Below are 23,251 nucleotides of genomic sequence, written 5' to 3'. Positions count from 1 at the left end.
GCTCCTTTTTTTTCCGTCGTAGCGGACGCCTCCTAAGAAACCCTTAAAATCCTCCAGCTTCCTGTCCTGATGTGCGGTTCAGCCTTCCAGTCTGCGGGTCAGACGCTGCAGAAACGGGCGGATGCGCAGGAATTTGCCGTACCCCCATTGCAAAACGGCCAGAACGATCGGATTGCGGGCTGCAAGACCCAGAGGACGCAGCAGGGGAATGGCCCGCCACATAGCGGCGAAGGCAGCGGCCCCTTCATAAAGACACCCGTCTTCCTCGGCATGGAACCGAGCCAGAAGGGTGTCCCGATCCAGCGGACAGCCCTTAGCCGACTCCAGATTAATGAAGCGGATGGCACCGCGTCGGTCCAGCCGCTTCATCAGCGCAATCTCTCGTCGGCAAAGCGGACATCCACCATCGAACCAGACCGTCACCACGATCCGCAAAGTCCCGACTGAGGGAAAGTCATGGCGACAATTCGGCCTGCACGGAGACATTCACGCGAAGTGTCTGCTCGTCCGGACTGCGCTGGGGCGGGGCGGAATCGGCCATGCGGGCAGCCATGAGCATCACGGGACGGGGGCCAGATTCCTGATAGGAAATGCGAACTTCCTTGAGGCGCGCAAGGCGCAGACCCAAGGTCTGCGCACTCTGTTCAGCCTGGGAACGAACCTTTTTGAGGGCTTCCGTGCGGGCTTCCTGAAGCAGGCGGTCGCGGGTAGCATCATCGAGCGACCAGTCAAGCCCTTCCAGCATCAGGGACTGGGACTGAAGCTGCCCGGCCAGACCAAGCAGCCGCACCGAATCCTGCCCGCTGAGCTCGAGCTCCTGCCGGGCCGTCCAGCTTTTGGGGCCATGTTCGGGCGTGTTTTCGTAAATGGAGTATCCCCCCGCCTTCGCCACGATTCCGTCCTGACCACCCGCCAGCTTCATGGCAGCAGCCATCCGGGTGTTCACGTCCTTCTGGGCGGTAGCGGCGGACGGGCTGTCGGACCGGACGGAGAGACGGACCGTCAATTCCGTTGGAACCGCATGGGCCTGCCCCATAACGCTGAAGTCAAGCTGAGTGGTATTCTGCTGCATATCGGCTGCCTGTGCGGTGGAGAATACGCCTGTTCCGGGCAGCATGCCTGGAGAGAAGGCCAGAGCAGCCGCCAGAAGCAGAAGAGGCCGGGTCAGAGAAAAACGGATCATCAGGTCTCCTGAGGACAGGTGTCGAGGGCCGTCCGAAATGCCGTCAGCGCGGTTCCGGAGCGTGTTTCAACAGAACCAACGCCCGACGCAGGCGTTCGATCCCCGCCCGGATATGACCCTGCGCGCAGAGAAGGTCTCCCTGCGCGCGCAGATGGCGGGCGTCTTCCATGATTCCCAGCGGGATGGCGGCGGGAGGAGCGACCAGCCGGGTATCCACGTTTTTACGCAAGCGGGCGCAGTACTCCGCGTTTTCAGAGGTCACCGGGATGGCATCGTCCGAATGTCCTGCCGGCAGGTGCTGCACCGGACGCAAAACCGGCGACGCAGCCAGACAGCCGAGCAGACAGAAGGCCGGAAGAACGGTCGGTGAAGGCAGGGAGAAGCGCATCACGGATTGTTTAGCCCATTCCAGCTTAGCGCAGAGTGGGGCGCGGATGAAACTTCCGTCATGCCTTTCGGGGCGCGGCTGGCACGACCGGGAGCAGGAGTATCGCGGACAGGCCAGGTTGCCGTTCGCCAGCCCTGAGTTCCAACACGCCGCCATGCAAGCTCATCACAGCCTGCACCAGCGAGAGGCCAAGCCCGGCACCGGGTGTATTGCGGGCCGTTTCGGCACGAAAAAAACGCTCCGAGGCACGGCTCAGATCGTCCTCGCTCATGCCTGGACCCTGATCGGCAACGGTGACGGCCAGACGCTCGCCCTGCATGTCCACCGAAAGAGTGATTGTGGTTCCGGGGGGGGCGAACTTAATAGCGTTGTCCAGCAGGTTAGCGACAGCCTGTTGCAGCAGGTGTGGATCGCCATTGACCGGCTGTGTCGCCCCTGCCCTGAAATCCAGATGCAAACCCGCATCCTCGACAGAGGCCTCGTAAAGTTCGCTCAATCCTTCCAACAACGGACGGATGTCTAACACCGTGAAGGCTGCTCGTCTGGCCCCGGCTTCGAGCTGGGCGATTCTCAGCAGGGCCTCGAAAATCGACGTCACCCGGTCGAGATCCATGACCGCACGGTCAATGGCAGCGTGAAGCTCCTCAGCAGATGTAGCGGTGCGGTTGGCGTCTTCCAGACGCGCGCGGGCACGGGCGATCGGAGTGCGCAAATCGTGCGCGATGGCGTTTGAGACCTGTTTCACGCCATCCATCAGGCGATTGATCCGCTCGAGCATGGTATTGACAGTCTGGCCCACCAGATCCGTCTCGTTACCGGTCAGAGGGATGCGTTGGCTAAGATCGCCCTGTGCGACGGCAGCCGTAGTCCGGGCGATAGAACGAACGACCTGCCGGAAAATGCGCCGGATCGCCAGCGCGCCACCGGCGGCCAGCAATGTCACCATGATCCAGGCCCAGATCAGCGTATCGGTCAGGACGTGACGAACGAGCTGTCGCCCGCGGACGTCACGCCCGACGATCATCCGGAAGCCATGCGTCAGAGGATAGGCGTGCATCTTGGCATTGGTGCGGAAACCGTCGCGCTTGATGGCCAGTTCGTAAAACGTGTCCAGCCGGGTGATGACGACCGGCCAGCCCGGCAGGTTGCCGGCGAATTTTCGGCCATCCGGGCCGACCAGAAGATACAGCTCATCATCATCAACGTTCTGGTCCAGCCGGTCCTGAATGGCGAGGCTGAGCGCGGACGGGCCTCCCTGAGCCCAGCGATGGGAGAGATCGGCGGCATCGACCTGCACCGCGAGCTCCACCTGACGGTCGAGCTGGCCGGTCGTGTTCCACCATATAAAGGACAGGAATGCTCCGGCCGAAATCACGAACACCAGTCCGTAAGCCAGGGCGAAGTTCAGCCCAGCCGAGCGAATGGGCCAGCGCAGGCGCCGTTTCAGGAGCAGCCAGAAACAGCGGACCTTACGCAGCATCAACAACAATCAGTCCGCCCGCAGGATGTAGCCCGCATTGCGGATCGTGTGGATCATGGGCTTGTCGAACGGCTTGTCCACCTTCTGGCGCAGGCGCGAGACATGCACGTCGATCACGTTGGTCTGCGGGTCGAAATGATAGTCCCACACGCGCTCGAGCAGCATGGTGCGGGTCACGACCTGCCCGGCATGACGGATCAGGAATTCCAGAAGGCGGAACTCGCGCGGCTGCAGGTCAATCTTCTCGCCGCCACGTTTGACCGTGCGCGACAGGAGGTCCATTTCCAGATCGCCCACCACAAGCCGCGTCTGCGGCGCGCTTTCGGGGCGACCACGACGCCCCAGCGCCTCGACACGCGCCAGAAGTTCGGAAAAGGCGAAAGGCTTGGTCATGTAGTCGTCGCCGCCAGCCTTGAGACCAGCCACACGTTCGTCCACATCCGCCAGCGCCGAGAGCAGCAGGACTGGCGTTACGTTCTTCTGCCCTCGCAGGGTTTCCAGAATCCGCAGCCCGTCAATACCGCCAGGCAGCATCCGGTCCAGAATCACGACGTCATAATTCTCACTGACGGCCAGAAACAGGCCGTCCTTGCCGTTATCCGCCTCGTCCACGACATGCCCGGCCTCCCGCAGGCCCTTGAGTACAAAAGCACGAACAGTCAGATCGTCTTCGACCAGCAGGATACGCATCGTTGTCTTTCTTCCTTCCGAACGCAGTCTTGCCGTTCCTGTGCGAAAGAATACCGACTTGAGAGACGCCGTCAAAGACGAGTCCTAAAGACAGGCGCGCCTAGCGGGGAATTGCGTTGTCAAAATCATCCTGCTGGGCATCGCGCAGGGAGGACGCGCTGATCGGCCCCCATGAAAACGGAGACGCTTCCGAAAGCCCGTCGCGATAACCGCTTTGCCCCTGTGACGCCGGAACGGAGCTGCATCCGGTAAACCCGGCCAGCAGGAGCAGACCACACAGGCAAAGGCGAACTGACCTGCGGGGTGGCTCAGTCATCCGCATCCTGCGGACGCGGACCGATATGAATGGGCAGAGTCAGAGACTGTTTGCCGCGCTGGATCCGGAAACTCAGAACCACGCCCGGACGAGCAGCCGCGATGCTACGCAGGAGCATCCGTGCACTGGTGACGGGAACATTATCCACCTGGGTCACGATATCGCCAGACCGTAGACCGCCTTTCTGGGCCGGGCCACCATTATCGACACCGGCAATACCGATCGCCGTGTCGCCATCATCCAGCGTAATGCCGAGCCAGCCATGTTCGGCATGGCCCGTCGCCTCGATTTCCGCGACGATCGGGGCCACAATTTCAGACGGAATCCCGAATCCGATCCCGACCGACCCGCCCGCAGGCGTCACGATAGCGGCATTCACAGCCACGACCTGCCCGCGCATGTTGAAGGCTGGACCGCCCGAATTACCGGGATTGATCGGCGCATCGAGCTGGATGAAATCGTCGAGCGAACCAATCCCCAGATCACGCCCGACCGCCGAGACAATGCCCGCTGTCACGGATGACCCGAACCCGAACGGATTGCCTGCGACGAGAATCCAATCCCCAATGTCGGTCTGCTGACTGTCGCCCCAGGTGACGTGCGGAAGCGGCTCGGGGCTGTCGACCTTGATGACCGCGATATCCGTCAACGGATCGGCACCCAGAAGACGCGCCGGCATTTCATGCCCGTTGGACAGCGAAACCACCACTTTGTCCGCCCCCCCCACGACATGACGGTTGGTCACGATGATTCCGGACGGATCAACGATAAAACCCGATCCTGCGCCGACCATTTCTTCCTGCTGGCGTTTCATCCGGTCCCGGTAACGCTTTTCCAGCGGAGTGCCGCGGATCTGTGGCGGGGTATGATCGTGTCCGTCCGGGCTGTTCTGGGTGATGGCGATGTTGACCACGGCCGGGATCACCTGCCGCACCAGCGGGGCGAAACTCAGCGGGCCGTATTTGACCAGAAGTGGTGGGAGAGCGGGGGCCGGAGCCGGGATGATAGCGGGCTGTGTCGGGATACCCTGCGCGTCTGTGTTTTCCCCCGCGACCGTACGGTCGGGGATGATCGTCGGAAGCATTTTCAGCGTAGGAGCCTGCACGACTGCGGACTTCTGCGGCTGCTCCAGGGGATGTGCAACGCTCTGCAGGCTGTCACCATAACCGCGCAGGGCCAGCATCAGCCCCACCGTCATCACAGTGGCCGTTCCGGCACCGATTGCAGCAGCCTGCAGGGTGCGGTTCATGGGAAACAGGACAGGAACATCGTCATACCAAATCTGCTAACACAGAATTGTTCCACATCCCAAGATCCTGACGATTCAGCGCCCCTGCTGAGATTTCGAACGCGCTTTCGGCGGCTCTGCCGTTGCAGGGTCCTCGGGCCAGTCATGACGGGGATAACGGCCCCGCATGTCCCGGCGCATATCGGCCCAACTTCCTTTCCAGAAGCCTTCCAAATCCGCCGTGATCGCCTGCGGACGTCCGGCAGGGGACAGCAGCGCGCATTGCAGGGCCAGCTGTCCATCTGCAAGTTCCGGCGTCCGGGCCGTCCCGTAAAAGGCCTGAGCGCGGGCGGAAACCGTAGGAACCGCGCCGGTATAGTCGATATCGTGCGTGCTGGCCTTCAGCGTCAGACGCGGCGGGAGCTTACGGTCCAGCGCGGACAAATCGGCATAGTCCAGCCGTGCGCGCAGGATGGACAGCAGGTCCAGCGCCCTGACCTGCGCGAGCCGGTCACATCCCGCAAGATACGGCTCCAGCCATTCCAGAGACGCCGCCAGACCGTCATCGGACAGGTCCGGCAGATGCGGCGCATAGGTCGCGCGGGCATGGGCCACGCGGGCCTGAAACTGACGTCCGGCCTCCGTCCAGGTCAGGGCCTGCGCCGGAGTCGCGGCGATCTGCTGCATCAGCAGGCTCTGCGCTTCCTCGGGGCTGATCTCGCCGTTGCGGTCGCGCAGGACCAACGCCCCCAGACGGAGCCTACGACGGGCGATGATGCGGCCAGATGTCCCGTCCAGCGTCGTCTCGACCTGCTCACGGGTCCGGTCCAGAAGGGTCCGGGGCAGGTTTTCGGCATCCAGCGGGGCTGCGAGCGTGATTTCCGTTGAGGTCCGCGTGTGAAACGCCGCCCCGGCCAGCAGTTTCTCGCGGGCCAGCGGATCATTGACCGAAACGCGGGCACTCCCCCCGCCCGCCAGACGGAAACGCCCAAGCTCGCCCGCCGCCTGTGCCACACGATCCGGAAAGCCGGCGGCCAGCAGCGCGCCCGCATGATCCGGAAGCGGCACCAGTGGCACGTCCCGCTCTCCCATCCGGCGCAGGAAGCGTTTGGCGGACTGACGCATATGGAACAGGCTGGCCCGGTCCGCGCGCGGGTCATCGCGCTCGAACAGGGCGAAGCGTAAGCGGATATCGGCTCCTGCCGCAGGACCGGAAGGGCGGTTCGGACGCGGACGGAGCGGATCGCGCTCTTCCAGCAACGCCGCCAGACAGGCCGCCGTCACGCGCTCCGGCAGGGTCCGGGCCGCGCACAGCATCGCGGCCAGACGCGGATGCGTGCCGAGAGACGCCATGTGTTTGCCAAGCGCCGTGATGCGGTTGGCATCATCCAGCGCGCCAAGTTCCCGCAGCAATTCGCGGCCGCCCGCCAGAACGCCGGAAGGAGGCGTGTCCAGCAGCGGCAGACTGTCCGGAACCGTGCCCATCACTTCCTGCCAGGCGGCGGTGACGAGCGCGAAATCCGTCAGATCGGCCACGAGAATTTCTGGAGCGTCCTGCGGGCGCAGGCTACGCTGTGTCATCTCCGACCACAGGCGGATGGCAATGCCCGGAGACTGCCGCCCCGCACGGCCTGCGCGCTGGGTGGCGGTGGCGCGGGAAATCTTCAACGTTTCCAGCCGCGACAGGCCCGTATTCGGATCAAGCCGCGGGGCACGACGCAGACCACCATCCACAACAATCCGCACGCCCGAAACCGTGACAGACGTCTCGGCAATGGACGTCGCCAGCACGACGCGGCGCGTGTCCGACGGCGCGATGGCGCGGTCCTGATCTTCGGTCGTCTGTTCGCCGTGCAGCGGGAAAACCGGAACCGTGCCGTCCAGCAGCGCCTGCGTGCGGCGGATTTCACCGACGCCGGGCAGGAACGCGAGAATATCGCCGTCTTCTTCCGCCAGCGCCTGACGGATCGCGCGGGCGCAGGCTTCCGGCAGGTCCCGCATGTGGGGAATATCCCGGGTGTGGCGGATGTCGATAGGGAACTGGCGGCCTTCGCTCTCGATCAGCGGGGCGTTCATCAACGTCGTGAACGCCCGGCCATCCGGCGTGGCCGACATGGCCAGAATCCGCATATCCGGCCTCATTTCGCGCTGCATGTCCAGACAGAACGCCAGCGCCGCATCCAGATCGAGCGAGCGTTCATGCACTTCATCGAACAGCACCGCGCCCACACCATCCAGCAGCGGATCGGTCAGCAGACGGCGCAGAAGCAGACCCTCGGTCACGACCTCGATGCGCGTTCTGGCGGACATTGCGGAATCGGTGCGCGTGCGGAACCCCACGATGCCACCCGGCTTTTCACCCAGCGACGACGCCATGCGCGAGGCCGCCCCACGCACCGCCACGCGACGCGGCTCCACGAGAATCAGACGCTGCGCTCCCAGCCACGGCGCGTCCAGAAGCGCAAGCGGCGTCAGCGTCGTCTTGCCCGCACCGGGAGGGGCAACGAGGACGGCGTTGGGCTGTGTCTCCAATATTGCCAAAAGCTCTGGCAGGATGGCCGTGACAGGAAGTTCAGGGGGAAGGGTAACAGTCAGGACGCGGGCTCCGGCACAGCAGGTCAGAGCCGCTGTTATACCGTGCGTCTGCGCGAAAAAGCGATGGCGCGGGGAAGGAGCTGAAACGAAAAATGGTGGCCGGAGCCACCATTTCGTCAGAGCGCCTTGAGGCTTCCTGCAGACTTGCGACCGTTGCGGCCGTCTTCAAGCTCGTAAGAGACCTGCTGGCCTTCGTTCAGGTTCTGCAACCCGGCTTTTTCGAGAGCAGAAATGTGAACGAAAACGTCTGTGGTGCCGTCGCTGGGCTGGATGAAACCAAAGCCCTTCGTGGCGTTGAACCACTTTACTGTACCTGTCGCCATTGCAGGTCTCCTTTGATAACGCAGCTTTACAAGCAAACATGCACGTAATCAGTTTTTTCAGAGAGGAAAGGTGGGCTGCTACACGAATGTGGCAGACGATATTCTCCAGCCAGAAAAACAGCTGCACGTGGACTATGCCTGAAAAATCCACTTAGGAGCAAGTTCAAAATAAACCCTCCCCGTATATTTCATCGGGAAAGGTTTTCACAAAAAATTTGTTTTCCCAATACCAATAACTGCGTCAAATCTCTGAATAAAGAAATCTTTGATCTCTTTAACAACTTTCAGGGCAAAAAAACATTTCTTCTATTCTTCTCCAGCCCTGAAATTCATTTTTAACGGAGCGGAAAGCCGAGCTTGTGCAGCACCGTGCGCATGACGTGACGTCCGCTCAGGCCTCTGAAGCTGTCCACCCGTGTTGCCACAGTCTCTGACCAGGCACGCGAAGTCAGGCCCTGTTCCTTCTGATAGTCGTCTGCAATACGGTCATAGGTCGCGATGCCTTCGGCCTCGTTTTCCGTGCTGTAACGCTCGCGGTGCAGGACGACGTCCTGTCCCAGGCGGGGTTTGTAGCCATTCTGGGCGGACGGATCAGGTTTACCCACACAGAGTCCGACAACCGCGACAGAACGCGGCGGAAGAGAGAGGAGACTGGCGACTTCTTCGGGATGATTGCGCAAACCCCCGATATAGACCGTACCCAGTCCGAGGGACTCGAAGGCGGTTACCGCGTTCTGGGCCGCAATACCTGTATCGAGCGTCGCCATGAGGAAGATTTCTTCGTAATCAAGCGCCTCGTGTCCCGTCCCTGCCCGCTCTGCAATCCGCTCCAGCCGGGACAAGTCCACGATCCATGCGAGGAACAGCGGGGCGACTTCGATATGCTTCTGGCCGCCGCACAGTTCAGCGAGTCTGGCCCGCGTTTCTGGGTTTTCGACAGCCACGACGGACCATGCCTGAAGATTACTGGACGTAGCGGCCGAAGATGCCGCAGCAATACCCGCTTCCAGCGTGCCTTGAGGCAGGGCATCGGACAGGTAGGCCCGGACCGAATGATGGGACAGCAGCAGGTCGAGCACCGCGTTGTCCGGCAGGGTTTTCGGCGCTGGTGTGCGGTACCGTGTCTGCCACAGCGTGGAAATCCGTTCGGAAGAAGTGCCCGACATATAGTGTTTCCTTATTCGTCGTATGTCATCAAAGCGTTCAGCGGAACGTCCAGTTTCTCACGGCCCTTCAGGTCCGCAAGTTCGATGAGCACGGAAGCGCCCACGACTTCAGCCCCGACCTTGCGCAGAAGATCAATGGAGGCCGCGAGCGTACCACCCGTTGCCAGAAGATCGTCTAGCACCACAACGCGCTGGCCCGGCTTGATGGCGTCTGCCTGAATGTGCAATTCGTCCTCACCATATTCGAGGCCGTATTTCAGGGAAATGGTCTTGCCCGGCAGCTTGCCCGGTTTGCGCAGCATCGTGAAGCCGCAGCCCAGACGCAGGGCCAGCGGGGCAGCCGTCAGGAAGCCGCGGCTTTCGATTCCGGCCAGAATGTCCGGCTGCCACGCCGTGATCGCACGGGCCAGACGGGCGGTGGCGACCTGCCAGGCGTCGGGCGAGCGGATCAAGGTCGAGATGTCGTAGAACAGAATGCCCGGCTTCGGAAAATCCGGAATCTCACGGATGTAACTCTTGAGATCGAGAGGCTGGGGATCCTGAAACGACATGGCGGCACTGCTTTCATCTGGTCATGACAAACAGCGCGGCATGTAGGGGACTCTCCCCCCCGACTCAAGCCCGGATTGCGCTGAGCGCCTAACCTTAAGCCTGATCCCGCACCTGTTCGATGGCCTGTGCAATGGCTGCGAGAAGCCCTGCCCTGCGGAACGGTTTGGGCAGGACGGCCATACCCCGAGGGGCCATATCGCTGTCTTCGTAATCTCCCGACATGAGCACAACAGCCATCTGAGGGCGGCGCTCCCGCAGCAGATGCGCAATTTCCAACCCGGTCTGTGCACCAGGCAGATTGAGATCCGTCACCAGAAGATCCGGTGCCTCATCACCTTCCAGCGCCGAGGCGCCATCTGGCACATGGCGCACGTTCCATCCTTCGCGAACCAGAACCGTTTCGACCACCAGGGCGATGGCGACATCGTCTTCGACAAGCAAAGCTTTCATGGCAGGGCCCTCATGACAGATATATTTTCAGGAGTGGTGCGGCGGTTCTGCCACGGCCGGCAGGTTGGGACGCAGCAGGGCAGACCCCATGGCCGCAACAAAAGCGAAGGATAGAAAAAGTGCCATGGGAACGGCAGTTCCCGACGGCATCAGCCCGAACAGGGCGCTCGCCACGGCGCCGAACAGATATTGCATCGTCCCTGCCAGCGCCGAGGCCGAACCAGCACGGTCGGACTGTTCGGACAGGACGCCCACCATGGAGTTCGGACCGATGATGCCCGTCGGCCCCATCGCGATGATGAGCGCGATGATGAGCGGCCACAGGAACATCGCCTTGATATGGCCCTGAGGATCAAGGTCATAATTCGAGGCCAGAGCCAGCAGCAGCAGGATCGCGCATCCCGCCAGACTGACCCCTAGTCCGGAGAACAGCATCCGGCCCGTGCTGACGCGCCCGACAAGCTGCCCGTTAATAGCCGACGCACCGATCATGCAGACCGCGAACAGGCCGAAAAGCATGCCGTAATGGAACGGAGACATCCCGAACACGTCCTCGAACAGCATGGGCGCTGCCGTCAGATAGGTGAAGGTCACGAAGCCCAGAAAACTCCAGACCAGACCGTTCGTCACGAAACTGCGGGTCCGCAGGATATAAACGTAGCGTTCGATAATAGAGATGGGACGCAGGTCCCGCCGGTCGTGGGGGGCGAGCGTTTCAGGGAAGATCGTCATCAGCAGGAGGGTACAGATCCCGCCATAAACGGCCGTAACCCAGAAGATGACGCGCCAGTCCACGAATTTCAACGCAAAGCCACCCAGCATCGGGGCCAGGATCGGCACAGTGCCCTGGATGACGATCAGGCGGGACATCATTTTAGAGGACGCGTCACCTTCCGTCAGATCGCGGATACAGGCATTCGGCACCACGAGCCCAGCCGAGGCCATGATGGCGGAGAAGACACGGCAGATGCACAGGAACGTCATGCTTGGCGCCAGCGCACAACCGATCTCGCCGAGCGTATAGCCAAGCATGCCAAGCAGCAGCGGCCAGCGACGGCCGAAGCGGTCCGAGATCGGACCGATAGTGATCTGTCCGATGGCCAGCCCGATCACCCAGGCGGCCATCGTGGCACTCCCCGACCCCGCCGCCGTATGAAGCTGACGCTCCATTTCAGGCAGGGCCGGCAGATAGACATCCGTCGAGACCGGCCCGACAGCCGTAAAGATTCCCAGCAGAACCGGCAGCCATGCGGGCAGGGGATCTCCCCGTCTGAATGTCATGTTCTGATCTGTCATGCGCGTCTGCCTGTTTGCTTCAGGTTTCGGAGTGGTGGTCTGATGGCTTGGTCAGGAGGCATCGGCCCGATCATGCGTCTGGCCATGCTGACGCAGCAGAACAGCGCCCAGCACACCCGACACGACGAAAAGGATTCCCGCAAGTCCCAACTGAAGAACATGACCGATCCGCGTCCCGGACCCAACCAGAACGAAGATCAACGTCTGCGGCAGCCCCCCCAGAAATGTCGCGACCGAGAACGGCAGCAGCGGGAGTTCGAACAGCCCCGCCGCCGTCGAGACCAGCAGGGCAGACCCCACCGGCATCAGACGAAGAGTCAGAACCGCTCGGAAAGGCCTTGCATGAAGCGTGCGAGCAAGAGCCGCATAATCCGCTTCCAGCCTGTCATGCAGCCGCTCCCGGAAGCCCGCCGGAGCCAGCCCCCGTGCCCATCCATATGCCAGAACCGCCCCCAGCATATAGGCCAGAGAACACAGGACAAGCCCGCCCCATAATCCGAATGCCAGCCCCGCTGCCACGCAAAGCGCCTGCCTCGGTAGTCCGCAGGCGCTATAGGGGACGGCCAGCAGCAGGAACCACAGTGGCGCGCCCGGCGTCTCGCGCCAGTGCGGCGCATTTTCCAGCAGATGATGGATGAACGGCAGTCGCTGGAGTGCGGCCACCAGAACCAGCATCGCGCCGATCGTTAGGGCGGCGCGCCAGGGAACGATCTGTCGCAGCGTGCGACGCAGTTCCGGAGCGGGGGGAGGAGAAATCGGGCTACCCATCCCTGCCCGATACCAGCCGCAGGCCCCGGCGGCTATGGGCCGAAGCGTAAACACGCGTTCATGCTGGCGTCCCTGTCGCAGGGATATGGCTTTAGGAAAAAAATCATATCCCTGCATTTTCCTCTTGAAGATATATCTTAAGATACTATATCTTTCGATATATCGAATAGGAGAATATTATGTTCACACACAAGACTAACCGCTTCAACACAGAACGCCTGGATGCCGGACAGCGATCACATCGCGGCCATCGCCGCGGCTTTTTCGGCATGGGACGTCCTGTTGCGGAAGGAGAAGAGCGCGGTGAAGGTCGCCCTCGCGGAGCCGAACGGGGCGAAGGACGCCGTGAAGGCGGTCCCGGCCGTCGGCATGGTGGCCGTGGTGGCCCCGGCGGCAGAATGGGTGGCCCGGGCGGTGGACGTTTCGGCGGCCGGTTCGGCAAAGGTTTTGGCGGCGATCTGGGGGGCGAAGGCTTCGCACGCGGTCGCAAGCTGACGGCCGATGAGCTTCAGCTCGTCATCCTGGCCCTGCTCGCCGAAGCCCCGGCCCACGGCTATGAGCTGATCCGTCGCCTCGAAGAACGGTCCGGTGGGTTCTACAAGCCCAGCCCTGGCGTGATCTACCCGTCCCTCACCTATCTGGAAGAGACCGGTCTTGCCGCCGTCACCCAGGAAGGCACCCGCAAACTCTACAGTCTGACGGATGAGGGAAAGGCGCATCACAAGGCCAATAAAGAGGAGGCAGCCCGCATCCTCGACATCATGAGCCGGATCGGCGCCCGCATGGCGGATGTCCGCGATGCTTTCACCGGCGTCAACGATCTCGACCCGACGCTGGGGCAGGAGTTCCATGACGCACGCTTTGCGCTGAAGGCCGCCCTGAAGTCCCGCCGTGGCGCGGATGCAGAGGAGCTGCGGCGGATTGTCGCAATCCTGCGCCGTGCTGCCACGGAGATCGCAGCTCCTGCGTCCGACGAGGCATCTTCGGAAAACGCTCCGGCCGAATAAGGCCAGAGACATCGCCCCCCCTCCCAGCGGCCGATACATTGCCGTAAAGGATGGTCCATGATCGTTCAGGACCATCCCCATTTCTGCAACATGCCCGAAGATATGCGGTATTATCGGCCGGAGCATTTCGGAGAAGGATTCATCGAGAAGTCGATGGTCTTTCTCCTGCCTGAGCGGCTGAAGAAGTTCCGGAGAAATCTGTGGCATGTGCGGCGCAACCCTGGCGATGATGCAATCTACATGCCCCTGTTCCGAGTGAACTGCATCCTTGCGCTCGAACCCGTACCCGCCGAGCTTCAGGGCCCGTTTGATGTCTATCCCTTCTATACCCGCACCACAAAAACCCGTAGCCGCGAGCTGGACTACTACGTCCTGTTCATCTTCCGCGACCGTATGTCCTGGATGCGTTGCAAGGCTCTGGTGGAAAAATCCTAGCGTTCTTCCAGAACTTTCCGAACTCGGAGTTAGATTTCACGATCTTGCAACTGATTGCTGATCTATTTTTTCTGCAACGAAATGAGAGGAAAAGCACGTTGTATCAAGGTGCGAAGGCTCTATTCCAATTTTACTTACGCACGATCTGCCGTTAGAATTAAGGAGATTGATTTTTATCTAAAGCGCAGTAGGCGATTGCGGGCATATTGCAGAAGGGATCAGGTAGCGAGATGTCCGTAAGGCTTTTCCAAAACCGTTGGCTGGAACTGATGACGTTCATGCCAATGAAGATATTCCTGCCGTTTTGGGCCCTTATACTGGCCCTGGTTATTTATAATACTTTACCTATGCCTGCTGGCCATTTTCTGGAATTGGTTTCCCTGGGTTTTCTGATGTGGAGCGTTATAGAATATCTGGGGCATCGCTTTCTTTTTCATCTGGAGTTGAAATCTGCTTTTGGCCAGCATCTGATCTTTATCATCCACGGTAATCATCATGACCTGCCCTCAGATCCCCTCCGCAATATGCTTCCCCTGAATGTGACGGTTCCAATTGCAGCTGCTCTGTGGTTCGGAGCTGTTTCGCTTTTCCATCAGAATGGAAAGGCGATCTTTCTGGGATTCCTGTTGGGTTATGTCGGATATGACTTCATCCACTACGCCTGCCACCAGTTCCCCATGAAAAAATGGCCGTTTTTCCGCCGTCTGCACCGCCACCACATGCTGCACCACTATGCAAAGCCAGATCGTAATTTCGCGGTGACAGCAATTTTTTGGGACCGCATCTGCGGCACCAAAAGTGAAAAACGCCGCCAGTCCTAATGATGCGGATCTGCTTTGACACCCGCAGCACGGGACGTTCAGGCGGAACAGGCGTAGCAACCTATGCCCGGATGTTAGAAAAAGCCTGTGAAACCGAGGGGCTTGAGCATTCCCGACTTCTGGACCTGCAACGAGGTCGTCCGGATCTCAACCCACATTCTGTGCCACGTCAGATATTGCGACTACTGAAAGCCAGCTTTTCAGAGCGGCTGGTTCAAAGGAACGGAATACATTATCAGGTCCACGACCTTTACCGTACCGCCACTGTCCGCAGCAGAACGTGGCACAAAATGACGTATCTGGAGAGTCCAGAACCTCCCTCTCTCATGCACTGGACTTACCCACTCCCCCTAATGTGGAAAAATACCCGGAATGTTGTTACGATCCATGACATCATTCCTATTCTTCATCCTGAATACGGCAATTTTTCCAAGGCGGAAATGCAGCGCCTTCTACTCCAATGCTGTGAACAGGCAGACGGCATCGTGACCGTATCCAAGGCCGTCCAGGCAGACCTGATCTCCGAATTGGGAATCGCAGAAGACAAAATCACCCTCCTGCCTCAGACAGTCAGTTTTTCGGACGAGGAACTCCAGGAAGCCAGATATACTTCGCCCCCCTGCCCCAGTAATGGTTTCTTATATTTTGGATCCATCGAGAAACGCAAAAATATTGAGAGAATCATTACTGCTCACGGACTCTCCAAAACCAGCCGCCCTTTAACGCTCATTGGCAATCAAGGCTTCGGAGCCAAGGTTGAACTCGCGGCTCTTCACACTCACCCGAGACCCGAACTGGTCCATCTAATCCCATGGTGTTCCCGAAGCGCCCTTATCAGAGCGATTCAGGAAGCCCGTGCAGTTATTTACCCCTCTTTGGCAGAAGGTTTCGGATTGCCGATCATTGAGGCTATGCTCCTGGGCACTCCAGTCATAACCAGCTTTGGACATGCCACAGAAGAAATTGCCCAGCAGGCCGCACTTCTGGTCTCTCCCTTGGATGTGAAAGAAATAAGTGAAGCCATACATAGAATTGGCACAAACGATCTTCTATACCAGTCCTTAATTCAAGCTGGACTTGTGCGGGCAAAGGCTTTTCAGTTTCCATCCTATGCTCGGAAAGTCGGAAATTTTTACAGAAATTTCATAAGAAATTGAATTATTATCTTAAAAATTTTCAGAAATATTTCCACATAGAAAATTTTTCCATTAATAAACTCTATACTGTAATATTTTTCACAATATTTAAATTAGTTTTCGTGGATACAAGTTGACAGTAATATCCGCTATCGAGAAAGCGTGACAGTTGGTTGAACGGCAGAGATGAGGGCAATAGCGAATATTCAGCAAGAGTGTTTTACAAGCGTCCTTCCCGCTTACTGCTGTCGAAGACCCAGATGCCCTGTCCGCCGCGCCTGAGCCAGCGCTTCCTGACGCTCACGTTCAGCATAGCGATGGCGCTGCTCTTCCGTGCGCTCGTTATGGCAATGTGGGCACGACACACCCTGCACAAACAGTAGCGAAGCCTTGTCCTTTTCATTCAGCGGCCGACGACAGGCGTGGCAGACATCATGCGTTCCGATCTCCAGCCCATGCTTTACCGACACACGCTGGTCGAACACGAAGCACTCACCCTCCCAAAGGCTCTCCTCTTCCGGAATGGTCTCCAGATATTTAAGGATACCGCCCTTAAGGTGATAGACCTCATCCACCCCCTCCGCCCGTGCAAAGGACGTTGATTTTTCGCAGCGGATACCGCCCGTGCAGAACATGGCAATCTTCGGTAGTCGGCCTTTCGCTTCGAGTTCCTGCCGACGTTTGCGGAACCATTCGGGGAATTCGCGGAATGATTTCGTCTTGGGATCTTCCGCGCCTTTGAACGTCCCGATCGCCACTTCATAATCATTGCGCGTATCGATCAGGATCGTATCCGGGTCCGAAATCAGCGCGTTCCAGTCCTCTGGCGCCACATACCGTCCCACGCCCTGACGCGGGTCAATATCCGGCTCCCCCATCGTAACGATTTCCTTTTTCAGACGCACCTTCATGCGACGAAATGGCAATTCCGGAGCCCGCGAGTCCTTACTCTCCAGATCCGCACAGCCCGGCAGCGCACGAATATATGCCATCACGCGCTCCATGCCTTCATCCGTCCCGGCAATTGTCCCGTTGATCCCCTCGCGCGCAAGAAGCAGGATTCCCTTGATCCCTTCCTTTTCACACAACTCAAGCAACGGCCCGCGCAATGCGGCCGGAGCTTCGAACGGCGTGAAATGATACAGCGCGACAATGCGGATCGGTTCAAAAGTATCGGACATGGGGCAGGCATCCGGCTACCGGGATCGCAGACACAGCCGCGATCGGATGAAAAAGACAACCCCGCAGATATCAGGGCCAAAGCCGTCATGCCAGCCCCGCTTCATCGCAGGGCCCTAACCTTTCTTCCATATCCGAAAGGCATGATGGACAGCATACAGCCCCAATGCCCGAAACAGCTCTGCAAATCCATGAAACACCATTGCGGTTTTCGCCAGACTCCATTCAGGTGCATGGTCCGACGAAAAGGCCACTTTGATCCTCACTCTAGAAGACGGAGAAAAAGAATTCTCCATCCTCTACCGGCATCAAGAAAGACCCGATACCGCACGAAACTTCCATACAGAGGCTAATGCCTTTCACAACCGATCCGGCTTTACCGGAGCCGCCAAAAAAGCCTGCTGGCATGATACCAGGAGCGACCATTCACCTGAACATCATTTCAGGACAGAGCTTGTACAGAATTTCCCATGCCTGCCGCTTTTAAGACAACAATCCTACGGAACGGCTCGTTCATCATCTTTCTAGTGATCGCGACAGCCTGGATGAACGCCTATGTCGTATTTTTCCTTCTGGGCGCGTTCACCGTGACCTTACCTGACAGGCCCCTTTCCCCCACGATCTATGCCCCCGGCCATCGCATCCTGCCCGTGATGAAGCTCAGTCTGGTGATCTATGTCTGCGCCCTGATTGAAGCCCTGCTTATACAGAAACGGGCGCGCCATGCTCCGCGCCCGCAAGCCCCCGATCCGTCATCAACCGTCTGATGGTATGAATGACCTGCGTCCCGGTAATCAATCGCGAGCACTCGAACTGCCGGTCCGTGCCCTTGTGGCGCGGGCACCACAAGAAGTCCTTGTGGTCGAACTGGAACGCCGGGTCATTCCAGCATGAATTACAGGTGTGCCAGTTGATGACCCGGTAAGGCGTGGCGAACTCGTTGTCCGGATGCGTGAACCCTGAAATCATCACCACCGGCGTACCCGCCGCGTGTGCCAGCCAGGCCAGCCCGCTCGACAGCCCAATGAAGAATTTCGCATGTTTCAGCCAGCGGGCGCGCTCGGCCAGCGGGCGGCTTCCAGTCTGATCCTCGGCCCCGTGCGGGATATGGTTATAGACGTAACCGGTGCCATGATACGGTTTCTGATCAATACAAATAACGCGATAACCCGCTTTTTTCAGAAACGCGATCACCTCATGCCAGCCACCAGGATTATTCCAGTACTTGCACTGCGTACTGGCCTGCGTGGCGATGACTACATACGGCTCCGCAACGGGCGGTCTCTCGCCATCGGGAATAGTGATTCCCGGTGGTGCATCGTTCCAGGGATCTACGCCAAGGATGTAAGCCGCTGTTCGGTGCAGCCCGACATGACGGAAATCCGTCGGCTGGCGGGTATACTCCTTATCCGCGAAAAATAGCCCGATATTGTAACTCGCATAGAACCGCGCCGTGAAATCCGGCTCCGCCTTCAAGCGGTCATGCCCAACGAGCGTCAATTCCGGATTAGCGCCCATCACAAGCGGCAAAATCGCTTCGGAGACCGAGCACGTCACCTGCGCACCGCTCTCCTGTGCCAGACGTCGCACCGCAGGAAGCCAGGCTAGCGTATCCCCCAGCGTTCCGACCGGAAGTTGCACCAGAACCGGCCGCCCCGACAGCGCTAAATCATGATGCAGCACCTGCTCCGGCGTCTCGCCCGGCTGCTCCAGCCAGACATCCACTCGAAACGGTACAAAAAACTTCTTGGTGGACGCCACCGTGCCGCCCTTGAGGCGCGCATCGAACAGCACATTCCCGGTTAAATGGTCCGAAAGCCGCACATGCCATTGCGAACCCGACGGCACACCATCGCGCTCCAGAGAGGGCACCATGACACGCGCGCCATCATTGAAATCGAACCGCACACCCCGCGCGCCCTCCAGAACCGGGACACGCGGAGGGGCAAGATAAGACCCTCCGCTGCTGCCAGACGCCGGAGACGCTGAACCATCATCACCGCCCGTACCGGAATCCGTCACATCCAGTGCAACAGTCGGCGAAACAGAATCATTTGGCATCATTTGCGGATACTCCAGAGCTCATGCTGAAGAACGCGCCAGGAGCCGGTTCTTCCTGTCAATACTATAAACCTGCCCCGCATCGACTGCCAATGCCAGCGCACCCCAGCTCCACAAACACGTTCCACGCACCGAAGTCCCTGCGTAAGATACCCGTATGACCCAAATCCGAGCCATCCGTGGCCCCTTCCTGACCTTCCATGCCGATCCGTTCACCACCGATCCCATGGACGCCCTGCACCATGAGCCCGATGGCCTGATCCTGACCCAAAACGGGCTCATCACCGCAGCCGGCTCCTGGGACAGGCTGCGCGACACCATCCCCGCCGGGGGCGCCGTAGACCACTACCCCGACATGCTAATTTCCGCAGGCATGATAGACACCCATGTCCATTACCCACAGCTCCCGGTCATCGCCTCCTATGGCGAACAGCTTCTGCAATGGCTGGAAAACTACGTCTTTCCCGCCGAAGCCCGCTACGCCGACATCACCTATGCCCGCACTGTTGCCCGGCAGTTCCTGAACGAACTCCTGCGCGTCGGCACCACGACGGCCGCCGTGTACTGCACGGTCCATCCCCAGTCCGTGGACGCCTTCTTCGAGGAATCCGAGCGCCTCAATACCTGCATGATCGCAGGCAAGGTTCTGATGGACCGCAACGCCCCGGAAAACCTGCGCGACACAGCCCAGAGCGGCTATGACCAGTCCGCAGACCTCATCGCGCGGTGGCACAATCGCGGACGCCAGCTTTACGCCGTCACCCCCCGCTTCGCCCCCACCAGCACCCCTGAACAGCTCGATCTCGCAGGCGCCCTTCTCGCCACGAAACCCGATCTGTTCATGCAGACCCACCTGCTGGAAAACCGTTCGGAAATTGCCTGGGTTCGCGAACTTTTTCCCGACCGAAGCTCCTATCTTGACGTGTACGACAAGGCTGGTCTCCTGCGCCCCCGCGCCATCCTCGCCCATGCCGTCCACGCCGAAGAAGCCGATTTCCAACGCTGCCACGACACAGGTTGCTCCATCGCGCACTGCCCTGGCTCAAACCAGTTCCTTGGCAGCGGGTCATTCCCGCTCTTCAAAGCTCTCAATCCTGAACGCCGCGTCCATGTCGGGATCGGAAGCGATATCGGCGCCGGGCCTACCCTGTCCCTGCTTCAGGTCCTGTCCGACGCCTACAAGGTCGCGCAGGGACTTCAGACGAAACTCCATCCCGCACAGGGGCTCTGGTTAGCCACAGCCGGCGGTGCGCAATCCCTTGGCCTCGAAAACCGGATCGGCAGCATCAGGCCTGGTCTCTATGCCGATCTGTGCGTTTTTGATCCGGCTGCCACGCCACTTGGACGAATCCGCGCCCAAACCGCCGAAACCCTCGCCGACCGCCTCTTCGCCCTGACCATGCTTGGGGACGATCGCAGTATCGCCGCTACCTATGTCGCCGGTGAACTCCTGCACAAACGCAGCACTGTCTGAAGCCAAAGGAACACACATCAAATTCAAAAAATGGCACTGAGTGCCGTTTTTCTTTGACACGGACAAATTTTTGAATTCTAGAGTTGTCTTAATTATTTTTCAGTCTCGCAGAAGTAAATACAACAAGAGGTATTTCATCTGCGGAAATACTCCAGCTCCTCTTCAGGCGCGCGACTTAAAAGCAGGAATCATGCACCGTTTCCTCACCGCTGCTCAGTTCTTCCGTATCCTGACGTCTATGACAGCCCTCCTGTCCCTCGGCTACCTCATCACGGGACAGGACGCCAAAGCCACTACCACCAACACCCCCCCTCAGGTCACGCTGGGCAACGACGGAAACAGCAGCGGACGGTCCATGTTCCGCACCCTCTTTGACGGACAGCGCGCGCTTGGAACCAGCGGCCTTTCTTCGCTCGAAGGTGCAAGCGGCGGCGGCATCGCAAGCTGGGCCACAATCAGCGGCTATGGTTCCAACAAGAGCGCCGGCATGGCCCTGCACTACAGCTACGTGAACCTCACCAACTACTGGGACCAGAATGTCGGCGCCTCAATGGGCTTCTTTGACCGCGTCGAAATTTCATACACCCACAACTTCTTCCAGACCCGCGGCACCGGAGCAAAACTCGGTATCGGCAATGGCTACCAGTTCGATCTCGACGTCGCAGGTGCAAAGGTCCGCCTCTTCGGTCATGTCGCGGACAACACCCTGATCCCACAGGTCGCCATCGGAGGCATGTACAAGCATGACAGTGACGGCAAAGTCATTCACGAAGTCGGCTCAATGCATACGGATGGTGGAGATGCCTATCTCGCCGTGACCAAGCTGTTTCCGAAAATCGGCATTCTGATCGACACCACCGTCCGCTTCACCAAAGGCAACCAGTGGGGCATTCTCGGTTTCGGCGGCGACAAGGACAACAACTATCACGCCCAGTTCGAAGGCTCACTCGGCTATCTGCCGTCTTTCATTCCCGGTCTGGTCGTCGGCGTCGAATACCGCACCAAACCGCGCAACCAGCGCTTCACCGACGAAAGCAACTGGTTCGACGTCTACACCAGCTATTTCATCAACAAACACCTGAACGTCACACTAGCCTATGTGTCGCTGGGAACGATTGCGACGTATAAAAATCAGACGGGTTTCTATTTTTCCGCCCAAACGGGATTCTGACGTGACAATCCGGGCTCTGCCCGGACCCGGCAGGGATCTCGATCCCTGCACCCTTTCTTATGATGAATCGGTTTCCAAAGCCCCCCGGCCTTTGGCGGGTTTCAGGGCGGAGCCCTGAGTCTTACCCTTCGCGGATACGCTCATCAATCAACGACTCACGCGGCACATCCATCGCATGAGCCGCCTCATGAATTGTCCGCTTCACATTAAAAATCAGATGCAGCGAAATCGCCGACAGCGATCCAAGCGTAATCCCGCTTCCAAAGACAATCTTTGCCCACATCGGAAACGTATCGGAAATATGCGGTTGCGCCGTCGCCAGCATACTCAGCCCGATGCTGGTCCCCACGATAATCACGTTACTCTGCCGGTTGAAATCCACCCGCGAGAGCGTCTGCACACCGACCACGGCCACAGTTGCGAACATCGCCAGCGCCGCCCCACCCAGAACCGGTAGCGGCACCGCAGCCACCAGCGCACCCAGACGCGGCAGACAGCCCAACATCATCATGATGACCGCGGCAGCCGCCACAACCCAGCGGCTCTTCACAGCCGTCATCCGCACCAGACCGACATTTTCGGCAAAGCACGTATAGGGAAACGAGTTAAGTACACCACCGAGCATGGTCGCGATCCCATCGGCCCGAAGCGTGCGGGCGATGTCTTCGGACGTGATCGGCTTGTCCACTATTTCGCCGGTCGCATAGACGTTCCCGATCGTCTCGATCATGGAAATCGTCATGACGATCACCATCGACAGGATCGAAACCGGATGAAACGTCGGCATCCCGAAATAGAACGGATGCGTGATGGACAGGAGCGGCGCGGACGACACCTCCCCGAAATTCGCATCCCCCAGAACCCACGCCACCAGCGTTCCCAGCACAAGTCCGATCAGCACGGCAATCGTGGCAATAAACCCGCGAAACAGCCGCTGGATCACCAGAATGGACGCCAGTGTCCCCAGCCCGTACCAGATGCTCCGCAACGGAACATGGTCCTGCATCACGGACGGGCTGGCCCCCGAGACAATATCATTCGCCGCCACCGGCAACAGCGCCAGACCGATAATGAGAATGATGGACCCCGTCACGACCGGTGGGAAAAACCGCACCAGTCCGGCGAAATGCCGCGCCATCAGCAACGTCACAAACCCCGCCACGATGACCGACCCGTAAATGGACAACAACCCCGGCGTTCCGCCGCCCACAGCAGAGCCAATGGCAATCATCGGCCCCACGGCAGTGAACGTCACGCCCTGCAACAGCGGCAACCGAACTCCGACCGGACCGAACCCCACCGCCTGAAGCAGCGAAGCAATCCCACAGGTGAACAGATCCGCATCAATCAGATGGATCAGCGTCTCGCGCGGCAGATGCAGCGCCCCCGCCACAAGGATCGGGACAATGACCGCCGCCGAATAAAACGCCAGCACATGCTGCAACCCATAGGCCCCAAGCCGCCAGACCGGCAGTTTCTCGTCAACGGGATGCAGACCGGTCATCGCGGCGTTCTCGGCAGTCATGAAAAGC

General features: G+C 59.5%; 24 protein-coding genes. 7 read left to right on the top strand and 17 right to left on the bottom strand.

Features of this window, described 5'->3' with window-relative positions; translation table 11 throughout:
• Positions 1–78 precede the first annotated feature (78 nt).
• The 14 genes from GSP01_RS02455 to GSP01_RS02390 all read right to left on the bottom strand — a co-directional run bounded on the left by GSP01_RS02455 (position 79) and on the right by GSP01_RS02390 (position 12,489).
• Positions 79–486, bottom strand: a complete 408-nt coding sequence (locus GSP01_RS02455; protein WP_228123725.1) for a thiol-disulfide oxidoreductase DCC family protein — start codon at positions 484–486, stop codon at positions 79–81.
• A complete protein-coding gene (locus GSP01_RS02450) occupies positions 455–1,183 on the bottom strand; it encodes an SIMPL domain-containing protein (RefSeq protein ID WP_141350329.1) in 729 nt (242 codons plus the stop codon). Before GSP01_RS02450 ends, GSP01_RS02455 begins: the two co-directional genes overlap by 32 nt.
• Before the next feature lie 43 nt (positions 1,184–1,226).
• Positions 1,227–1,571: a hypothetical protein gene (locus GSP01_RS02445; RefSeq protein ID WP_141350628.1), complete on the bottom strand. Its 345-nt coding sequence runs from the start codon at positions 1,569–1,571 to the stop codon at positions 1,227–1,229.
• Positions 1,572–1,629: 58 nt separating this feature from the next.
• Positions 1,630–3,051 carry a sensor histidine kinase gene (locus GSP01_RS02440; protein WP_141350327.1) on the bottom strand — a complete coding sequence of 474 codons (1,422 nt, stop codon included), beginning with the start codon at positions 3,049–3,051 and terminating at the stop codon, positions 1,630–1,632.
• Positions 3,052–3,060: 9 nt separating this feature from the next.
• On the bottom strand, positions 3,061–3,741 hold the full coding sequence (locus tag GSP01_RS02435) for a winged helix-turn-helix domain-containing protein (protein ID WP_141350325.1): 681 nt from the start codon (positions 3,739–3,741) through the stop codon (positions 3,061–3,063).
• 100 nt (positions 3,742–3,841) lie between these two features.
• Positions 3,842–4,057, bottom strand: coding sequence for a hypothetical protein (locus GSP01_RS02430; RefSeq protein WP_141350323.1), 216 nt, complete (start codon positions 4,055–4,057; stop codon positions 3,842–3,844).
• Positions 4,050–5,306, bottom strand: a complete 1,257-nt coding sequence (locus GSP01_RS02425) for a S1C family serine protease (RefSeq protein WP_141350321.1) — start codon at positions 5,304–5,306, stop codon at positions 4,050–4,052. Before GSP01_RS02425 ends, GSP01_RS02430 begins: the two co-directional genes overlap by 8 nt.
• 75 nt (positions 5,307–5,381) lie before the next feature.
• A complete protein-coding gene (gene hrpB, locus GSP01_RS02420) occupies positions 5,382–7,880 on the bottom strand; it encodes an ATP-dependent helicase HrpB (protein ID WP_141350319.1) in 2,499 nt (832 codons plus the stop codon).
• A gap of 116 nt (positions 7,881–7,996) precedes the next feature.
• Positions 7,997–8,203, bottom strand: coding sequence for a cold-shock protein (locus GSP01_RS02415; RefSeq protein WP_141350317.1), 207 nt, complete (start codon positions 8,201–8,203; stop codon positions 7,997–7,999).
• 335 nt (positions 8,204–8,538) lie between these two features.
• Positions 8,539–9,369 carry an NADPH-dependent oxidoreductase gene (locus GSP01_RS02410; RefSeq protein ID WP_141350315.1) on the bottom strand — a complete coding sequence of 277 codons (831 nt, stop codon included), beginning with the start codon at positions 9,367–9,369 and terminating at the stop codon, positions 8,539–8,541.
• An 11-nt stretch (positions 9,370–9,380) separates the two neighbouring features.
• On the bottom strand, positions 9,381–9,920 hold the full coding sequence (locus tag GSP01_RS02405) for an adenine phosphoribosyltransferase (protein ID WP_141350313.1): 540 nt from the start codon (positions 9,918–9,920) through the stop codon (positions 9,381–9,383).
• A 94-nt stretch (positions 9,921–10,014) separates the two neighbouring features.
• Positions 10,015–10,371: a response regulator gene (locus GSP01_RS02400; protein WP_141350311.1), complete on the bottom strand. Its 357-nt coding sequence runs from the start codon at positions 10,369–10,371 to the stop codon at positions 10,015–10,017.
• A 27-nt stretch (positions 10,372–10,398) separates the two neighbouring features.
• The gene (locus tag GSP01_RS02395) at positions 10,399–11,667 is read right to left on the bottom strand and encodes a multidrug effflux MFS transporter (protein WP_141350309.1); all 1,269 of its coding nucleotides are present in this window, start codon (positions 11,665–11,667) and stop codon (positions 10,399–10,401) included.
• 51 nt (positions 11,668–11,718) lie between these two features.
• Positions 11,719–12,489 (bottom strand): TVP38/TMEM64 family protein, encoded by a 771-nt coding sequence (locus GSP01_RS02390; protein ID WP_255320849.1) that lies wholly within the window; start codon positions 12,487–12,489, stop codon positions 11,719–11,721.
• A gap of 125 nt (positions 12,490–12,614) precedes the next feature.
• On the opposite strand from GSP01_RS02390, the gene GSP01_RS02385 reads away from it, so the two are divergent.
• The 4 genes from GSP01_RS02385 to GSP01_RS02370 all read left to right on the top strand — a co-directional run bounded on the left by GSP01_RS02385 (position 12,615) and on the right by GSP01_RS02370 (position 15,855).
• The gene (locus GSP01_RS02385) at positions 12,615–13,442 is read left to right on the top strand and encodes a PadR family transcriptional regulator (RefSeq protein ID WP_174787522.1); all 828 of its coding nucleotides are present in this window, start codon (positions 12,615–12,617) and stop codon (positions 13,440–13,442) included.
• A gap of 57 nt (positions 13,443–13,499) precedes the next feature.
• A complete protein-coding gene (locus tag GSP01_RS02380) occupies positions 13,500–13,877 on the top strand; it encodes a hypothetical protein (protein ID WP_141350307.1) in 378 nt (125 codons plus the stop codon).
• Between the two features lie 230 nt (positions 13,878–14,107).
• The gene (locus GSP01_RS02375; protein WP_202257783.1) at positions 14,108–14,698 is read left to right on the top strand and encodes a sterol desaturase family protein; all 591 of its coding nucleotides are present in this window, start codon (positions 14,108–14,110) and stop codon (positions 14,696–14,698) included.
• Entirely contained in the window at positions 14,698–15,855 is a 1,158-nt protein-coding gene (locus tag GSP01_RS02370) for a glycosyltransferase family 4 protein (RefSeq protein ID WP_141350304.1), read from the top strand. Before GSP01_RS02375 ends, GSP01_RS02370 begins: the two co-directional genes overlap by 1 nt.
• Positions 15,856–16,073: 218 nt before the next feature.
• Here the strand turns inward: GSP01_RS02370 and trhO are convergent, their stop codons facing one another.
• Positions 16,074–17,015: an oxygen-dependent tRNA uridine(34) hydroxylase TrhO gene (gene trhO, locus GSP01_RS02365; protein WP_141350302.1), complete on the bottom strand. Its 942-nt coding sequence runs from the start codon at positions 17,013–17,015 to the stop codon at positions 16,074–16,076.
• Positions 17,016–17,483: 468 nt separating this feature from the next.
• On the opposite strand from trhO, the gene GSP01_RS02360 reads away from it, so the two are divergent.
• Positions 17,484–17,780: a hypothetical protein gene (locus GSP01_RS02360; RefSeq protein ID WP_141350300.1), complete on the top strand. Its 297-nt coding sequence runs from the start codon at positions 17,484–17,486 to the stop codon at positions 17,778–17,780.
• Here the strand turns inward: GSP01_RS02360 and GSP01_RS02355 are convergent.
• Positions 17,716–19,074, bottom strand: a complete 1,359-nt coding sequence (locus GSP01_RS02355; protein WP_373320030.1) for an autotransporter strand-loop-strand O-heptosyltransferase — start codon at positions 19,072–19,074, stop codon at positions 17,716–17,718. The genes GSP01_RS02360 and GSP01_RS02355 overlap by 65 nt on opposite strands.
• Positions 19,075–19,231: 157 nt before the next feature.
• On the opposite strand from GSP01_RS02355, the gene guaD reads away from it, so the two are divergent.
• Positions 19,232–20,548, top strand: a complete 1,317-nt coding sequence (gene guaD, locus GSP01_RS02350; RefSeq protein WP_167495458.1) for a guanine deaminase — start codon at positions 19,232–19,234, stop codon at positions 20,546–20,548.
• Positions 20,549–20,738: 190 nt separating this feature from the next.
• The gene (locus tag GSP01_RS02345; protein WP_141350297.1) at positions 20,739–21,719 is read left to right on the top strand and encodes a DUF3034 family protein; all 981 of its coding nucleotides are present in this window, start codon (positions 20,739–20,741) and stop codon (positions 21,717–21,719) included.
• Between the two features lie 121 nt (positions 21,720–21,840).
• Here the strand turns inward: GSP01_RS02345 and GSP01_RS02340 are convergent, their stop codons facing one another.
• Positions 21,841–23,244, bottom strand: coding sequence for a nucleobase:cation symporter-2 family protein (locus GSP01_RS02340; protein WP_141350295.1), 1,404 nt, complete (start codon positions 23,242–23,244; stop codon positions 21,841–21,843).
• Positions 23,245–23,251: the final 7 nt, after the last annotated feature.

Source organism: Gluconobacter sphaericus NBRC 12467, assembly GCF_006539125.1.
Classification (GTDB): domain Bacteria; phylum Pseudomonadota; class Alphaproteobacteria; order Acetobacterales; family Acetobacteraceae; genus Gluconobacter; species Gluconobacter sphaericus.
This window is presented reverse-complemented; position numbering and strand designations above follow the sequence as displayed.

Bases quoted from the DNA above. Each gene is read 5' to 3' on its own strand.
- GSP01_RS02455 (WP_228123725.1), bottom strand. From the start codon at position 486: ATGTCTCCGTGCAGGCCGAATTGTCGCCATGACTTTCCCTCAGTCGGG.
- GSP01_RS02450 (WP_141350329.1), bottom strand. From the start codon at position 1,183: ATGATCCGTTTTTCTCTGACCCGGCCTCTTCTGCTTCTGGCGGCTGCT.
- GSP01_RS02445 (WP_141350628.1), bottom strand. From the start codon at position 1,571: ATGCGCTTCTCCCTGCCTTCACCGACCGTTCTTCCGGCCTTCTGTCTG.
- GSP01_RS02440 (WP_141350327.1), bottom strand. From the start codon at position 3,051: ATGCTGCGTAAGGTCCGCTGTTTCTGGCTGCTCCTGAAACGGCGCCTG.
- GSP01_RS02435 (WP_141350325.1), bottom strand. From the start codon at position 3,741: ATGCGTATCCTGCTGGTCGAAGACGATCTGACTGTTCGTGCTTTTGTA.
- GSP01_RS02430 (WP_141350323.1), bottom strand. From the start codon at position 4,057: ATGACTGAGCCACCCCGCAGGTCAGTTCGCCTTTGCCTGTGTGGTCTG.
- GSP01_RS02425 (WP_141350321.1), bottom strand. From the start codon at position 5,306: ATGAACCGCACCCTGCAGGCTGCTGCAATCGGTGCCGGAACGGCCACT.
- GSP01_RS02415 (WP_141350317.1), bottom strand. From the start codon at position 8,203: ATGGCGACAGGTACAGTAAAGTGGTTCAACGCCACGAAGGGCTTTGGT.
- GSP01_RS02410 (WP_141350315.1), bottom strand. From the start codon at position 9,369: ATGTCGGGCACTTCTTCCGAACGGATTTCCACGCTGTGGCAGACACGG.
- GSP01_RS02405 (WP_141350313.1), bottom strand. From the start codon at position 9,920: ATGTCGTTTCAGGATCCCCAGCCTCTCGATCTCAAGAGTTACATCCGT.
- GSP01_RS02400 (WP_141350311.1), bottom strand. From the start codon at position 10,371: ATGAAAGCTTTGCTTGTCGAAGACGATGTCGCCATCGCCCTGGTGGTC.
- GSP01_RS02395 (WP_141350309.1), bottom strand. From the start codon at position 11,667: ATGACAGATCAGAACATGACATTCAGACGGGGAGATCCCCTGCCCGCA.
- GSP01_RS02385 (WP_174787522.1), top strand. From the start codon at position 12,615: ATGTTCACACACAAGACTAACCGCTTCAACACAGAACGCCTGGATGCC.
- GSP01_RS02380 (WP_141350307.1), top strand. From the start codon at position 13,500: ATGATCGTTCAGGACCATCCCCATTTCTGCAACATGCCCGAAGATATG.
- GSP01_RS02375 (WP_202257783.1), top strand. From the start codon at position 14,108: ATGTCCGTAAGGCTTTTCCAAAACCGTTGGCTGGAACTGATGACGTTC.
- GSP01_RS02370 (WP_141350304.1), top strand. From the start codon at position 14,698: ATGATGCGGATCTGCTTTGACACCCGCAGCACGGGACGTTCAGGCGGA.
- trhO (WP_141350302.1), bottom strand. From the start codon at position 17,015: ATGTCCGATACTTTTGAACCGATCCGCATTGTCGCGCTGTATCATTTC.
- GSP01_RS02360 (WP_141350300.1), top strand. From the start codon at position 17,484: ATGCCTGCCGCTTTTAAGACAACAATCCTACGGAACGGCTCGTTCATC.
- GSP01_RS02355 (WP_373320030.1), bottom strand. From the start codon at position 19,074: ATGCCAAATGATTCTGTTTCGCCGACTGTTGCACTGGATGTGACGGAT.
- guaD (WP_167495458.1), top strand. From the start codon at position 19,232: ATGACCCAAATCCGAGCCATCCGTGGCCCCTTCCTGACCTTCCATGCC.
- GSP01_RS02345 (WP_141350297.1), top strand. From the start codon at position 20,739: ATGCACCGTTTCCTCACCGCTGCTCAGTTCTTCCGTATCCTGACGTCT.
- GSP01_RS02340 (WP_141350295.1), bottom strand. From the start codon at position 23,244: ATGACTGCCGAGAACGCCGCGATGACCGGTCTGCATCCCGTTGACGAG.